Origin of the sequence: Desulfosporosinus sp. (assembly GCF_014237355.1) — a bacterium.
Classification (GTDB): domain Bacteria; phylum Bacillota; class Desulfitobacteriia; order Desulfitobacteriales; family Desulfitobacteriaceae; genus Desulfosporosinus.
Genome location: NZ_JABZFS010000049.1, coordinates 37,010 through 51,022, shown reverse-complemented (window position 1 = coordinate 51,022; position 14,013 = coordinate 37,010). Strand labels below are relative to the sequence as shown.

At 43.9% G+C, this 14,013-nt stretch carries 16 protein-coding genes; 13 read left to right on the top strand and 3 right to left on the bottom strand.

Going from position 1 to position 14,013, the window contains the following annotated elements:
• Nucleotides 1-115: 115 nt before the first annotated feature.
• The 9 genes from ald (at nt 116) to HGJ98_RS10130 (ending at nt 8,362) form a co-directional block, all read left to right on the top strand.
• Complete coding sequence (gene ald / locus HGJ98_RS10170; protein WP_291351027.1) at nt 116-1,231, top strand: alanine dehydrogenase; 1,116 nt, start codon at nt 116-118, stop codon at nt 1,229-1,231.
• Between the two features lie 205 nt (nt 1,232-1,436).
• Nucleotides 1,437-1,730: a hypothetical protein gene (locus HGJ98_RS10165; protein ID WP_291351025.1), complete on the top strand. Its 294-nt coding sequence runs from the start codon at nt 1,437-1,439 to the stop codon at nt 1,728-1,730.
• Nucleotides 1,731-1,830: 100 nt separating this feature from the next.
• Complete coding sequence (locus HGJ98_RS10160) at nt 1,831-2,031, top strand: hypothetical protein (RefSeq protein WP_291351023.1); 201 nt, start codon at nt 1,831-1,833, stop codon at nt 2,029-2,031.
• A 53-nt stretch (nt 2,032-2,084) separates the two neighbouring features.
• Nucleotides 2,085-2,993, top strand: coding sequence for a site-specific tyrosine recombinase XerD (gene xerD, locus HGJ98_RS10155; RefSeq protein ID WP_291351021.1), 909 nt, complete (start codon nt 2,085-2,087; stop codon nt 2,991-2,993).
• 10 nt (nt 2,994-3,003) lie between these two features.
• Nucleotides 3,004-4,185 (top strand): phosphopentomutase, encoded by a 1,182-nt coding sequence (locus HGJ98_RS10150; protein WP_291351019.1) that lies wholly within the window; start codon nt 3,004-3,006, stop codon nt 4,183-4,185.
• On the top strand, nt 4,185-5,015 hold the full coding sequence (locus HGJ98_RS10145; protein ID WP_291351017.1) for a purine-nucleoside phosphorylase: 831 nt from the start codon (nt 4,185-4,187) through the stop codon (nt 5,013-5,015). Before HGJ98_RS10150 ends, HGJ98_RS10145 begins: the two co-directional genes overlap by 1 nt.
• Nucleotides 5,016-5,120: 105 nt before the next feature.
• Complete coding sequence (locus tag HGJ98_RS10140) at nt 5,121-6,422, top strand: pyrimidine-nucleoside phosphorylase (protein ID WP_291351016.1); 1,302 nt, start codon at nt 5,121-5,123, stop codon at nt 6,420-6,422.
• Nucleotides 6,423-6,516: 94 nt separating this feature from the next.
• Complete coding sequence (locus HGJ98_RS10135; protein ID WP_291351014.1) at nt 6,517-7,014, top strand: CoA-binding protein; 498 nt, start codon at nt 6,517-6,519, stop codon at nt 7,012-7,014.
• A 199-nt stretch (nt 7,015-7,213) separates the two neighbouring features.
• Nucleotides 7,214-8,362, top strand: a complete 1,149-nt coding sequence (locus HGJ98_RS10130; protein ID WP_291351012.1) for a D-alanyl-D-alanine carboxypeptidase family protein — start codon at nt 7,214-7,216, stop codon at nt 8,360-8,362.
• 11 nt (nt 8,363-8,373) lie between these two features.
• Here the strand turns inward: HGJ98_RS10130 and sigF are convergent, their stop codons facing one another.
• Genes sigF through spoIIAA form a run of 3 tightly spaced genes read right to left on the bottom strand, consistent with a single transcriptional unit; the run spans nt 8,374 to nt 9,982 of the window.
• A complete protein-coding gene (gene sigF, locus HGJ98_RS10125; RefSeq protein ID WP_291351010.1) occupies nt 8,374-9,186 on the bottom strand; it encodes an RNA polymerase sporulation sigma factor SigF in 813 nt (270 codons plus the stop codon).
• Nucleotides 9,187-9,197: 11 nt separating this feature from the next.
• Nucleotides 9,198-9,635, bottom strand: a complete 438-nt coding sequence (spoIIAB, locus tag HGJ98_RS10120) for an anti-sigma F factor (RefSeq protein WP_291351009.1) — start codon at nt 9,633-9,635, stop codon at nt 9,198-9,200.
• A gap of 2 nt (nt 9,636-9,637) precedes the next feature.
• Nucleotides 9,638-9,982, bottom strand: a complete 345-nt coding sequence (gene spoIIAA / locus HGJ98_RS10115) for an anti-sigma F factor antagonist (protein WP_291351008.1) — start codon at nt 9,980-9,982, stop codon at nt 9,638-9,640.
• Nucleotides 9,983-10,301: 319 nt separating this feature from the next.
• Between spoIIAA and spoVAC the strand changes: the two genes are divergently transcribed.
• The 4 genes from spoVAC to HGJ98_RS10095 all read left to right on the top strand — a co-directional run bounded on the left by spoVAC (nt 10,302) and on the right by HGJ98_RS10095 (nt 13,793).
• The gene (gene spoVAC / locus HGJ98_RS10110) at nt 10,302-10,769 is read left to right on the top strand and encodes a stage V sporulation protein AC (RefSeq protein WP_291351006.1); all 468 of its coding nucleotides are present in this window, start codon (nt 10,302-10,304) and stop codon (nt 10,767-10,769) included.
• A gap of 49 nt (nt 10,770-10,818) precedes the next feature.
• Nucleotides 10,819-11,826 carry a stage V sporulation protein AD gene (gene spoVAD, locus HGJ98_RS10105; protein ID WP_291351222.1) on the top strand — a complete coding sequence of 336 codons (1,008 nt, stop codon included), beginning with the start codon at nt 10,819-10,821 and terminating at the stop codon, nt 11,824-11,826.
• 19 nt (nt 11,827-11,845) lie between these two features.
• On the top strand, nt 11,846-12,208 hold the full coding sequence (gene spoVAE / locus HGJ98_RS10100) for a stage V sporulation protein AE (protein ID WP_291351004.1): 363 nt from the start codon (nt 11,846-11,848) through the stop codon (nt 12,206-12,208).
• Nucleotides 12,209-12,314: 106 nt separating this feature from the next.
• A complete protein-coding gene (locus HGJ98_RS10095) occupies nt 12,315-13,793 on the top strand; it encodes a spore germination protein (RefSeq protein ID WP_291351003.1) in 1,479 nt (492 codons plus the stop codon).
• The last annotated feature ends 220 nt before the right edge of the window (nt 13,794-14,013 follow it).

Below are 14,013 nucleotides of genomic sequence, written 5' to 3'. Positions count from 1 at the left end.
GGGTGTAAATTTGTTGGAAGATTACAACGCTTGCTAACGGGACAATAATTGCATTATAATACAACTATAAATACAACTATAAACGTGCTAATGCAGAGATAATGGAGGTTTAATCATGCTGATTGGAGTACCCAAGGAGATAAAAAATAATGAGAGTCGTGTCGCTATTACACCGGCAGGTGTCCATGCTTTTACATTGACTGGTCACCAGGTTCTCGTAGAAAAGTCTGCTGGCGAAGGCAGCGGCATCACTGATGAACAGTACATCGATGCTGGTGCTCAGATCGTTGATTCAGCCGCAGATGTTTGGAAAGCTGACATAGTGATAAAGGTTAAAGAACCTATAGCCGAAGAATATGGCTATTTTAAATCGGGACAAATATTGTATACTTATTTACATCTGGCTAAAGAACCGGAATTGACAAAGGCTCTCATGGAGAAAAATGTTGTGGCCATCGCCTATGAAACTATCCAATTGGATAATGGTTCATTGCCTTTGCTCACTCCCATGAGTGAAGTTGCAGGGCGCATGGCAATTCAAATTGGTGCTCAATTACTAGAAAAACCCAGCGGCGGAAAAGGAATTCTACTTGGTGGAGTCCCTGGGGTTACCCCTGCAAACGTAACCATTATCGGTGGCGGAATTGTCGGTACAAACGCTGCGAGAATGGCTGTTGGACTAGGTGCAGGAGTTACGATTATTGAAAAAAGCACACAACGGCTTAGAGATATTGATGAAATGTTCAACGGTCGAGTAAGAACCTTGGCCTCAAATCCCTTTAATATTGCTAACAGTGTTGCAAAAGCGGATTTGCTGGTTGGAGCTGTACTTATTCCCGGCGCCCGTGCTCCTCACCTCGTTACTGAAGAGATGGTCCAAGCAATGTCACCTGGAAGTGTTATAGTTGATGTGGCAATTGACCAAGGTGGCAGTATTGCAACCATTGACCGAGTTACAACCCATGATGACCCCACCTATCTTAAATATGGAGTGGTTCATTACGCAGTTGCCAATATTGCTGGAGCTGTTGCAAGAACTTCAACCTATGCTCTGACTAATGTTACCCTTGGATATGCTCTTGAGATCGTAAACAAGGGTTACTTTAAAGCAATTCAAGAAAACCGTTCCTTGCGTAAAGGGGTTAACGTCATTAATGGCAAGTTAACCTATAAGGCTGTGGCAGAATCGCTGAACATAATGTATACCCCCTTAGAAGAAGCCTTACTATAGTAGTAGCTCGTCAGTAAATTGCTGAACGAGGAACATCAATATAACTTAAACGAGCAGAACCCGATCTTCGGTTCTGCTCGTTTTTTTAAATGACTTTTAAGTTTAGACGAGAATGGCAACTTTCGAACTATACCAAAAGGAATAAAATGGTATTGTAATCGGTTATTGGGTATAATTAAGAATTATTTGGCAAGGAGTGAGGGCATTGCATCATACCCGAACAAATGTCGTTCCTATATACGGTCATTATCCGTATCAAGTACGTTGGTATCCCCTAAACTATAAAGGAGGGTACGAACCTGCTTGGTGGGAACGATTTGAAGAACAGTTTGAACCTCGATGGCTTAGAAAAATGGAGAAACGTATGGGCTTTTTACCTGGGAAAGAACCGCTTTGGTGGGAACTTTTTGAAGAGCAATTTGAACCTGCATGGTTGCAGCGTTTAGAACGCCAGATTGGAATTCCACAACCCTTTAATCCTCGTTATGACCTACGGTAGATTCAGAGCAATTGGGACCGATTATATATTCGGTCCTTGCTTTTTTCTAGGATAAGGACAATCAGGAGGCGCATAGGTTTTAAGGATAGGGGGGAGCGTGATGCAACCAACAAAACGCTGGGGAGATTTTTTTCTATATCTTGGAAGGGTTTTTGTTCTTCTAATTTTACTAGCAGTCCTACTACCAAAACTAGTAGCAGTGTGTAATAGTTGGATGTCTTCACTCTTGCATAATGATCAAAAACCCCATGGGAACCCCTTGCGAGTAGAATCTACTATCTCAACAGAGATAAATGGTTGATAAAGGAATATCCCCGTCCGATGTAGAACATAGTAAGAAAAGGGGGGGATATTGTGACCTCCGAAGAAAGAACTTTGAAAAAGTATTTAACATACTTGCATGTAGAGCGGGGGCTTTCTGAAAATACGAGGCAGGCCTATGAGCGCGACTTGCGTCAGCTAATGATTTACCTTAAACAGCGGGGTACGGACATTTCCATATGTGAGGGCAATGACTTGTTTTTATTTCTGCTAAAATGCAAAGAAGATGGCAAAGCACCTCGAACGATTGCACGATGTAATGCGACACTCCGAGGATTTTTTGCGTTTTTGCTGGATGAAGGACTACGTGATGATAATCCAAGTACTTATTTAGTAACACCAAAATTAAATCAACCACTTCCGAAGGTGTTGTCGGAAGCTACAATGGACAAACTATTGAAATCAGAGGAAGAAACCCTTCTAACCATGAGAAATTTAGCAATGCTAGAGGTCCTCTATAGTAGTGGATTGAGGGTTTCTGAATTGATTAGTTTACGTGTGTCAGATGTGGCATTAGATGTGGGATATGTGCGTTGTATCGGAAAAGGGAATAAGGAGAGGATTGTACCCCTGGGCGAACCTGCGATTCGTGATTTGGAGCGGTACTTAGATGGATCACGTCCTCGTTTATGTGGCAAACAAAAAAGTGATCGTCTTTTTTTGAATGTCCATGGGCGTCCCCTGACTCGACAAGGAGTGGTTCATATTCTAAATAATTGGGCAAAGGATCATCAACTTGAGCAAAAAGTTTCCCCCCACATGTTTCGTCATAGTTTCGCAACCCATCTCCTGGATCATGGAGCTGACTTACGTTCTGTTCAAGAAATGTTGGGGCATGCTGACATCTCGACAACTCAGATCTATACCCATTTGACACGAAAACGCTTGTTAGATGTCTTTCAAAAAGCTCATCCACGAGCGGATCTTAAGAGTAAGGAGTGAAGGAAGATATATGCCGCGAAGAGTTGTAATTATTGTCTTAGACAGCGTTGGAATTGGAGAACTGCCGGATGCTGGGGACTATGGGGACTTAGGAAGCGACACATTAGGTAACCTGGCTAGGCAGCGCGGCGGACTCAATCTGCCTAATTTAGAAAAACTTGGACTAGGAACGATACATTCTATTACAGGAGTTCCTGCAGCCCTCAACCCGGAAGGCTGTTTTGGAAAAATGGCAGAACGATCACGAGGGAAGGATACGACCAGTGGACATTGGGAAATAGCGGGGGTGATTTTGGAGAAAGCACTTCCGACCTTCCCTCAGGGTTTTCCTAGGGAGTTTATTAAAGGTTATGAGGCGGCCATCGGGAGAAAGGTGATGGGAAACGAAGTAGCTTCTGGAACAGAGATCATACAACGGCTTGGCGAAGAGCATGTAAGAACAGGAATGCCCATCGTTTATACTTCAGCAGACTCTGTATTTCAAGTTGCAGCGCATGAAGAAATAATCCCGCTGCCGGAACTGATGCGCATATGTCAGATTGCACGCACCATGCTGAAAGATGAACTTCAAGTTGGGCGGGTGATTGCCCGACCCTTCCTCGGAGAAGTCGGAAACTTCTACCGTACTCCAAACCGGCACGATTTTGCCCTTGAACCCCCCCAGAAAATATTATTTGAATATGTGCAAGAACATGGACTAGAAGTCTGTGCAGTTGGAAAGATCAACGACATTTATGCCGGACGAGGTGTGACTGATCATGTAACTTCCAAGGGAAACATGGAGAGTGTCGATAAAACATTAGATTATATGGCTAAGGTTGAAAAGGGTCTAATTATGACCAATCTAGTGGATTTCGATATGATTTATGGTCACCGTAACGATGTGGTCGGGTATGCTCGGGCCTTAGAGGAATTTGATTCTCGCTTACCAGAGATCTATGCTGCTTTGCGCTCAGAGGATATGCTCGTTATTACCGCTGATCACGGATGTGATCCAACCATGCCTAGTACAGATCACAGTAGGGAATATGTTCCGTTACTTGTTTGCGGACCGGCCTTAAAAAAGGGAATTAATCTGGGCGTGAGATCGAGCTTTGCTGATTTAGGAGCAACAGTGGCTGAATACCTAGAAGCGGAACCGCTGATCAATGGGAATAGTTTTTACACTTTGATAAAAAAGGAGGGATTGTAATGTTTTCAGAAATGAAAATGGAACATAAATTAGAAGAAGCACGGAGTTACCTTGCGGAGCGAGCTCCTTCACTGCCTGAACTTGGTATCATCCTGGGTTCGGGGTTAGGTGCCTTTGCAGATTTAGTCGAGGATAGGGTCATCGTTCGTTACAGAGATATTCCGCATTTCCCAATATCAACAGTTGAGGGGCATGCAGGTCAATTAGTTTTTGGAACGGTTGAAGGTCGATCGGTGGTGGTAATGCAAGGGCGCTTTCACTACTATGAAGGATATAAAATGCAGGAAGTAACCTTTCCAATTCGGGTGATGCAGGTCTTAGGCGTCAAGGGTCTTGTTGTCACCAATGCCGCGGGTGGAATCAATCCAGAGTTTCAACCAGGAGATTTAATACTCATCAAAGATCATCTCAACCTCATGGGCGAAAATCCTTTGCGTGGATCAAACCTATCCAATCTAGGCCCGCGTTTTCCTGACCTAAGCGAGGCATATCATCCTGAGTGGCGCCAAAAGGCGTTAGCCATCATGCAGGACTATGAGATTCGCCCACAAGAAGGGGTGTATGTAGCAATGAGCGGCCCTAGCTATGAAACTCCGGCAGAAATTCGCTATTCTCGTTCGGTTGGAGCAGATATGGTTGGCATGAGTACGGTTCCTGAAGTGATTGTTGCTAATCACGGGGGTATGAAGGTTTTAGGGATATCCTGTATCACCAATATGGCAGCCGGTATACTACCTCAAAAACTAAGTCATACAGAAGTTATGGAGACTGCTGTACGAGTTGAGAAGAAATTTGTGAACTTTGTACAAGGACTTATGAAGGTGCTTTAGGAAACCTCACGACAAAAGAGGGTGTACATAAAAGGCGGGAAATTCAAAGAGTGAACTAAGAACTATAACTAATAAAGTGTTAATTGATAGAAAGAGTGATTTCGTATGCGCATGGTAGATCTTATCGAAAAGAAACGGGATGGGGAACCCCTTTCTAAGCAGGAAATCCACTTTATTATCGAGGGATATGTGCAAGGAGATATTCCCGATTATCAGATGTCGTCTTGGGCGATGGCTGTTTACTTTCAAGGTATGTCAATTGAGGAAACCGCCGAACTTACCTCAACGATGGCTAAAAGCGGAGAACAACTCGATCTTTCAACACTTGGAGGGCGATTTGTTGATAAACACAGTACCGGTGGTGTTGGCGATAAGACCACCTTACTGCTGGGACCCATGGTTGCAGCTTGTGGTGTGCCGGTGGCAAAAATGTCCGGCAGAGGGCTGGGGCATACCGGCGGAACAATAGATAAGCTTAGTTCTATACCGGGGTTTAGGGTAGAGCTTAGTCAGGAAGAGTTTCTAGAGCAAGTCAAGAAAATCGGTATAGCTGTTATTGCTCAAACGGGGAACCTTGTCCCAGCCGATAAGAAACTATATGCTCTTCGTGATGTCACCGGAACTGTTAGTTCAATTCCCTTAATCGCCTCTTCAGTCATGAGTAAGAAAATTGCAGCCGGAGCCCAGGGGATCGTTTTGGACGTAAAGTACGGCTCGGGAGCCTTTATGAAGACAATTGAAGATGCTCGAAGGTTAGCAACGACGATGGTTGATATCGGCAAGGCCTTAGGGCGTCAAACAATTGCCGTATTGAGCAATATGAATGAGCCGTTAGGGCGTGCTGTAGGGAATAGCCTGGAGATTCTTGAAGTAGCAGATGCCCTGCAGGGTAAGGGGCCAGATGATTTAATAAAAGTATGTCTGGAATTAGGGGCTTGGATGCTGGTGGCCGGAGACTCGGTACCCGATGTCGATACAGGAAAGAAATGCTTGCTCCAAAGCTTAGAAAGTGGTGCAGCTTGGGATAAATTCCTAAACTTTATAGCGGCACAGGGAGGAGATGACCAAGCGGTTGTCGATAGACGTTTACAGGTTGCTCCCTGGAGTCTACCAATCCTTGCAGCTGATTCGGGGTATGTTCAATCAATTGATGCCCATAAAATAGGGATCTTAGCTATGACCCTCGGAGCAGGTAGAGTTACAAAGGATAGTCCTATTGACTTAGGAACTGGGGTTTTGCTGGTCAAAAAGACAGGAGAGTGGATTGAAGCGGGAGAACCTCTCTTGCAGCTCTATGGAAGAGATAAGGAATCCTTAGCCGAGGGGCTTCTTCTCGCTCAGGATTTAATTCCCATTGGAAGCGAAACTCCTGAACAGCTTCCTTTGATCGAGGAAGTAATACAGTAATCGACTCATCCTTAGTTCAATGGACAAGGGTCAATCATAAAAACCTCCTTTCCACGTATGCATATATTATTGCAACAGGGAAGGAGGTTTTTATATGGCACGTGAGAAAAAAATTTATCCTTTGGCAGGAGGGTTAACCACTCAAGATACATATGCCGTGCTAGGGAATACGCAAAAGTTTCAGAAGCATAAACATGCCTGGAAGGTTTGGCGGGCATTGAAAGATTTTGGATGCGTTGTATATCCCGTTGCAGAGGGCTTAGCTCGCATAGACGGGAGTAAGGTTTATCCAAACTTAGCTCAGCTTACAGATAAAGTGACAGTTGTAGTACCCTGTCTATTGCCTGAAAGCCTTAAATCCTTAGTTCTGGATACTGTTTCCGCAGGATGCAGCAAGATATGGTTCCAAGAACAAACCTGGAGCCAAGACCTTCAACAAGAGTGTGACAATGCCGGAGTTGAGGTAATCCGGGGATGTGTGCTGCGGCATAGAATTTATCCATCTAAACTAAGTCTACGCTATTTTAGTCCTTGCTATTGGCATGGATTTAGAGATGTTAAAGTACCTATGAAACGTTTTGGTAGGTATTAAGGAGAGGTATGCAGAAAAGCAGGAAAGCAATGGAAGCAAGGGGGGCGGTTCCCTTGCTTCCCTTGCTTCCACCCTTTACTTCCCTCAGGTTTAAAGAAGCCTTTTCACAAAGGTTCTTTGTTATTTTATAGTAGGATTTCAATATAATTTACTTTTTCGGGAATAATAAATTCACACTAATTATGAGGGGGGACAAAAGATGCGCAAAGTTTTGGCAATCGTTTTAGCAATGGGTATTGTTCTGGGAAACCTTGGCTTTTCTAATGTAAAGCCAGTTCAAGGAGTCGAAATTGAGACGGATGCCGCAAGTGCAATTTTGATGGACGCGGTTTCTGGTCGGATTCTCTACGAAAAAGAATCCCACAAAGAATTAGCACCTGCAAGCGTTACTAAGATTATGACCTTACTAATCGCAGCAGATGCAGTGGCCCAAGAAAAAGTTAAGTTGACAGATACTGTTACAGCTAGTGAAAATGCCTGTAAATTAGGAGGTTCTCAAATCTACCTCGAACCAGGAGAAACCTTTTCATTAGAGCAGATGTTAATTGCCATAGCCGTTGGGTCCGCCAATGATGGCTGTGTCGCAGTCGCTGAACATATTAATGGAACCCATGAAGCGTTTGTAGAAGATATGAACCGTAAAGCTCAAGAATTAGGGCTGAAGAATACTCATTTTGTCAATGCTTATGGTCTGCCTGCTGAGGGGCATTATACAAGTGCCTATGACTTAGCCGTGATTTCCAGAGAAGCTCTCAAATATCCCCTGATTCGTAAGTTGACCAGCATTAAGGAATACGACTTACGGGAGGGTAAGTTTAAGCTCTACAATACCAACAAATTATTATGGTGGTACCCAGGAGCGGATGGACTTAAAACAGGATGGACTAATGAAGCTAGATATTGCTTGGCTTCAACTGTGGAAAGAAATGGCTTACGATTGATCTGTGTCGTGATGGGTGTACCCCAAGTTAGAGGACATTTTGCAGAATCTATGAAAATCTACAATTACGGATTTGCAAAATACGAATTTAAACAGTTTGCCCCCGCTGAGCAAAAGCAAGGGGTAGTTAAGGTTCGTAAAGGAGTCGAAGACGAGATCGTCGCTGTTACGGAAATTGCCTTAGGAGCCACAGTAGAAAAAGGAAAAGACAAAAATTTCTGGGTTGAGACAAAGCTAAACCCAGAAATCAGTGCACCTGTTGAGAAGGGACAGACATTAGGACAAGTACTCCTTTACCAAAATGATCAATTACAAGCCACTGTCAACTTGATAGCCGATCACGGAGTGGCAAGGGCTGGCTTAGTTGATCAGTTGACACGAACTATAAAAGGAGTCTTCAGTTTCTAGCGTTAAGGTGGCTAATCCGAGCTAGAGTTTTGATTGTCAAGATCTGAACGATCGTTGATCTCAGATAGTTTACGAATTCTAAGGAGTGCCGCACGTTCAATGCGAGAAATCTGAACTTGTGAGAGATTAAGCAGGCTGGCGATTTGACTCTGAGTCTTATCTTCAAAGAATCGCATCAAAAGAACACGCTTTTCTCTTTCAGGCAGCTTGTCCAAGACTTCGTTAAGGGCAATTTTTTCGAACCAACTAGATTCAAGACCCTTTTCTTCAGAGAGTTGATCGAGAACGTAGATGGGATCTGAGTCGTCTTGATAAAGCGTATCGTAGATAGAGGTAGGGCTTTGGATAGCTTCAAGAGCTGCGACGATCTCATCCCGATCAACACCTATATTCGCTGCGATTTCCCCGATGGTCGCGTCCCTACCTAATGAGGCGGATAATTCATCTCGAGCTCGATTCACTTTGTAGACAAGTTCCTTATAGGAACGTGGAACTTTCACTGGGTGATCATCCCGGAGAAATCGACGTATTTCTCCGATAATCATGGGAACAGCATAGGTTGAGAACTTTACGCCATAGGAGAAGTCAAATTTGTCGATGGCTTTTATCAGTCCTATTGTTCCAATCTGAAAGAGGTCTTCCAGCTCATACCCTCGATGGGAGAAACGTTGAACTAAGTTAAAAATGAGCTTCAAGTTGCAATTAATGAGACGTTCGCGGGCCTCGGTATCTCCTTCTTTGGCGGCATGAAGGTATTCCATCATCTCTTTATCAGAGAGTAAAGGAAAATGGGGAAGATTCATTTCTGAAAGTCGTTGAATCATATCGCGCCCCCCTAATGAGAGGAGATGGGTGTTTGCTTGAAGTGCTTCTTCATGGTGACGATGGTTCCCTCTTCAAGTGCAGATTTTACTTGAAGTTCGTCCATGAAAGATTGCATGAAGACAAAGCCCAGGCCCATTCGCTCAGGATCCGTACTGTACGCAGGTTGCATGGCTTGCTCTACATTAGAGATCCCGCATCCTTCGTCTTTTACAACAATTGTAAGAAGATTATTGGTAATGTCTAGATCGAGGTAAACAATATTATTTGGGACATTCTGATATCCGTGGATGATTGCATTAGAGACCGCCTCTGAAACCGCAACTTTTAATTCTTCGATGTCATTAAGTGAAAGATCTAGTTGCCCTCCTACAGAGGCAATAAGTAAACGGGCAAGGCTCACATTTTCAGGGATACTAGAAAATGTGAGGGATATTTGGTTTGATTTCATTATTAAGCTCCCCTTCCTTCCTCATAGGCGTGTGCTTCATCTACATAGAAGCTGATGATTTTAGGTAAACCGGACAATTCCATAATCTTATAAATATGAGGGGGCACATTCGTGATTTTAAGTTTCCCGCCCAAGGGAAGTAATTTCTTGTACCTGCCTAAGATCACGCCCAGTCCAGAACTGTCGACAAACTGAACTCCTTGAAGATTAAGAATAACTGTACGAATTCCTCGTTTCTCAATCTCACTATCAATAGCATGTCGTAGAGTAGAAGCAGTGTGCATATCAAGTTCACCATCTAAGCGCAGAAGTAGGGTCAGGCGTTCTATTTTTTTTTCAAGGTTCAAGACCATTCCCCCTAATTTTATCAATACTAATGATTTCGCTATAACCCATAATTTTCCTGCTAGGTTTTAGAGAATTCCTTGGAAAGCTATGTCGAATTAAGAAGTATTAGACTTTCATGAGCAGCATCACTAAGGGATGGAAAAATAATATTGGGTCAAGATACTTCACTACGTTCAGTATGACTTAGTACAGTGTCATCCTGAGCGCTAGTGAAGGATCTCATTCCAGGGCAGAAAGTCTAAAATAAGGAGTATAATTATCCTTATTATGCCAAATAATAGAATTTGTATGTGGTTGATAAGAAAGGAGGGATTTGGGGTGGCTGATCAAACTCTGCGTAAGCCCTCAATCTCTGTTACCCCGGAAAAATATCAAGCATTAACTCAGCAATATACCCCAAAGCCGACAATTTCTAAAAATGTTGTGAGAGCATTTATTGTCGGAGGAATTATATGTTCCATAGGGCAGCTATTCATCAATTTTTTTATTACCCTCGGGATGGTGCGAGTTGAAGCATCCACTGCAGCAACCGCAACCATGATTTTCCTAGGAGCCTTGTTAACAGGCTTGGGAGTATATGATGAGATTGGAAAGTTTGCCGGCGCAGGTTCAATTGTTCCAGTGACAGGGTTTGCAAATTCCATCGTTGCACCTGCTATGGAATTTAGACGTGAAGGGTATGTAATGGGTGTTGGGGCAAAATTGTTTACTGTTGCAGGGCCGGTACTAGTGTATGGCATCGCAACGTCGATTGTTGTGGGTTTTGTTTATTTCTTCTTACACTAGTCGCTGCTCAGTAGGAGTACTCCAACTTATGAATGGGGATGATATAACAGTGAACTTGAAACGAGTTGGAAATCAGACTGTGGTATTTGATAACCCCCCGGTTATCTTATCATCTTATTCCGTGGTAGGTCCAAAGGAAGGCAAAGGTCCTCTCGGAAAAACCTTTGATAAGGTCTGGAACGACGGGCTCCATGGGGAAAAGTCCTGGGAAGTCGCTGAGAGCAAAATGCTTCAAGAGGCTATGCAAGGGGCAATGAACCAAGCATCTGTCCAAAAGGAAGAAATTGATTTTATGTTAGCTGGAGATTTGCTTAATCAGATCATCTCTTCAAATTTTGCAGCGCGTCAAATGGCATTACCCTTTATAGGGTTGTATGGCGCTTGTTCAACAATGGCCTTAAGTCTGGCAGTAGGAAGTATGTTAATAGATGGCGGTTTTGCCGAAAAAATTTTAGTAGGGGTTTCTAGTCACCATGATACGGCTGAGCGTCAATACCGCTTGCCAACGGAGCAAGGGGCTCAAAGGGCTATGAGTGCACAATGGACAGTAACAGGCGCAGGCAGTGTGCTTCTTGGCAGGAGCGGAGAGGGTCCTCGAGTTACCTCGGCAACTATTGGAAGAGTGATCGATTTTGCTATCAAAGATGTCAACAATATGGGGGCAGCCATGGCCCCCGCAGTGGCTGATACGATCCTAAATCACTGCCAAGATATGCAACTTAAGCCTGTCGACTATAATCTGATAGCTTCGGGAGATCTAGGAGAGATTGGCTTATCACTTGCCTGTGAGCTATTGAAGCAAAGCGGTCTGGATACGGGGACGAGCTTCACGGACTGTGGAGTTATGATTTACGATGAGAGCCAGGATTCACACGCAGGAGCAAGTGGCTGTGGCTGTTCGTCGGTGGTTTTTGCCGGAGATATTATGCAGAGAATTAAAGCAGGTGAGTTGCAAAAAGTTATGCTGGTAGGGAGCGGTGCCCTTCATAGTCCAACCTCCGCACTACAAGGAGAATCTATTCCAGGCATTGGGCACGCAGTGGTTATTGAGGGATAGAAGAAAGGATCGTAACCGTATGTTTGAGATGATTATTCCTGCCTTTATTGTGGGTGGAACAATTTGTGTCATAGGGCAGCTTCTAATGGACCTGACAAAACCGACGTTTACTCCGGCCCATGTCCTAGTTTCATTCGTCTCTGGGGGAGCAATTCTTGGGGCGTTGGGAGTATACGAACCTTTAGTAAAAATCGGAGGGGCAGGCGCAACGATTCCCTTATCAGGATTTGGCTATACCCTAGCTAAAGGGGCCATGGAGGCAGTTGAAAAGCGTGGAATTTTAGGCGCCTTTTCCGGAGGAGTTGAAGCAACCGCAGTAGGGATCGCAGCGGCCGTTTTTTTTGGCTATATAATGTCAGTAGCCTTCAAACCAAAAGGATAACCGCTCGAAGCGATGTTCGTTCATTCAACGTTCAGCTTTAGCTGAACGATCCCATAGATCTACATTCGAACCACGAATATCGAACCACGAATAGGGGGTGCATGTAATGGATAACAATTCAAGCGAGAAGAACATTCCTATAAGTAAAAATTATCAAGAAAACGTCGATTATCTCAACAGGGAGTTAGGAGTACCTGATTGTTTTGATATCGTACTTAGGGAAATGTCCATTGGCGGCAAGAAGGTCGCCATCTATTCTGTTAATGGGATGGTCAACACCCAAGTTGCAAGCCTAATTATTGACGCTTTAATTGACTTAGAACGCTCAGACCTTATTGTCAATGCCTTAGATAAACTCGTCAAGGGGCGTATCGTTAATTTACAAGTTTCTGAAGCTCAAACCATGGATAAAGTGTTCTATTTCGTTTTGTCAGGCCCCATGGCAATCTTTGTCGAAGGACAAGATAAAGCCATTATTGTCGATGCGCGGTCCTATCCTGCTCGTACGCCCCAGGAACCAGATATTGAGCGAGTCACTCGGGGAAGTCGAGATGGATTTACTGAGACACTAGTCATGAATACAGCTTTAATACGCAGACGTTTAAGAGATCCCAAACTGCGTATGGAGTTAGTTCAGGTGGGCGGACGGTCGAAGACGGATGTTTGTATTGCCTACATTGAAGATATTACCAACTTAGATATGGTTAAGAAAATCCAAAACGACATTCAAGGCATTAAAATTGACGGAATTCCTATGGCGGAAAAAAGTGTTGAGGAATTCATTCTGGGAAGTAAATTCTGGAACCCTTATCCACGTGTTCGTTATACTGAACGCCCAGATGTTGCTGCCATTCATTTGCTTGAAGGGTATGTTGTAATCATTGTAGATACTTCTCCCTCGGTCATGATTGCACCGTCGACCTTCTGGAGTCACGTTCAGCATGCGGAAGAGTATCGGCAGGAACCGATTGTGGGTGCTTATCTGCGGTGGATACGATTCTTAGGAATCTTTTCGGCACTCTTTCTTTTACCCCTTTGGTTAGGGGCAGCCCTAAATCCGCATGTACTTCCTGAACCACTTCAGTTTATCGGTGTCACAGAACCGACAAAGGTCTCCCTATTAATGCAAGTCATATTGGCTGAGCTGGGTGTCGATCTGTTGCGAATGGGTACAATTCATACTCCGGGTCCTCTAGGAACCGCCTTAGGTTTGATTGCTGCGTTTATGCTGGGAGATATTGCGGTGAAAGTGGGACTGTTTACCCCAGAGGTTGTCATGTATATAGCTATTGCTGCGGTGGGGACATTTGCGACACCTAGCTATGAATTAGGTTTAGCCAACCGATTATCCCGATTGTTCCTCATCATTATGACGGGACTCTTGAATTTCATTGGGTTTTGGATCGGTTTTGCAGTGGTATTCTTTCTTTTATGGCGGACCAAATCCTTTGGCGTACCTTACCTCTGGCCTCTCATTCCCTTTGATTACAAAGCAATGAAGGCGATTCTGGTACGTTCGCCAGTTCCAATCAAAAACCAGCGTCCAAGTATTCTAAAACCTCAAGATAAAGATCGACAACCCTAAGCGAGGCACGAAGTTCGATGTGCGAGGTTCGATTCTGGTACACTTATAAGTCTTGAAAATTGTATTCTGGAATAGGATGGTTTACTTATCATACAAAGGGACTGTAATTGAGGGCAATGTCATTGCTATGAAAGCAACTAAGGGCTATGTCATCCTGAAGGAGGGACGACTGAAGGATCTAGATCCTTCGCTAACGACAGGATGATAGAATAAACTTTTG

Excerpts from the sequence above, each read along its gene's own strand:
- spoIIAB (WP_291351009.1), bottom strand. The coding sequence starts at position 9,635 with ATGAAATCAAACCAAATATCCCTCACATTTTCTAGTATCCCTGAAAAT.
- HGJ98_RS10095 (WP_291351003.1), top strand. The coding sequence starts at position 12,315 with ATGGATAACAATTCAAGCGAGAAGAACATTCCTATAAGTAAAAATTAT.
- HGJ98_RS10150 (WP_291351019.1), top strand. The coding sequence starts at position 3,004 with ATGCCGCGAAGAGTTGTAATTATTGTCTTAGACAGCGTTGGAATTGGA.
- ald (WP_291351027.1), top strand. The coding sequence starts at position 116 with ATGCTGATTGGAGTACCCAAGGAGATAAAAAATAATGAGAGTCGTGTC.
- spoVAE (WP_291351004.1), top strand. The coding sequence starts at position 11,846 with ATGTTTGAGATGATTATTCCTGCCTTTATTGTGGGTGGAACAATTTGT.
- HGJ98_RS10135 (WP_291351014.1), top strand. The coding sequence starts at position 6,517 with ATGGCACGTGAGAAAAAAATTTATCCTTTGGCAGGAGGGTTAACCACT.
- HGJ98_RS10140 (WP_291351016.1), top strand. The coding sequence starts at position 5,121 with ATGCGCATGGTAGATCTTATCGAAAAGAAACGGGATGGGGAACCCCTT.
- HGJ98_RS10160 (WP_291351023.1), top strand. The coding sequence starts at position 1,831 with ATGCAACCAACAAAACGCTGGGGAGATTTTTTTCTATATCTTGGAAGG.
- HGJ98_RS10130 (WP_291351012.1), top strand. The coding sequence starts at position 7,214 with ATGCGCAAAGTTTTGGCAATCGTTTTAGCAATGGGTATTGTTCTGGGA.
- sigF (WP_291351010.1), bottom strand. The coding sequence starts at position 9,186 with ATGATTCAACGACTTTCAGAAATGAATCTTCCCCATTTTCCTTTACTC.
- HGJ98_RS10145 (WP_291351017.1), top strand. The coding sequence starts at position 4,185 with ATGTTTTCAGAAATGAAAATGGAACATAAATTAGAAGAAGCACGGAGT.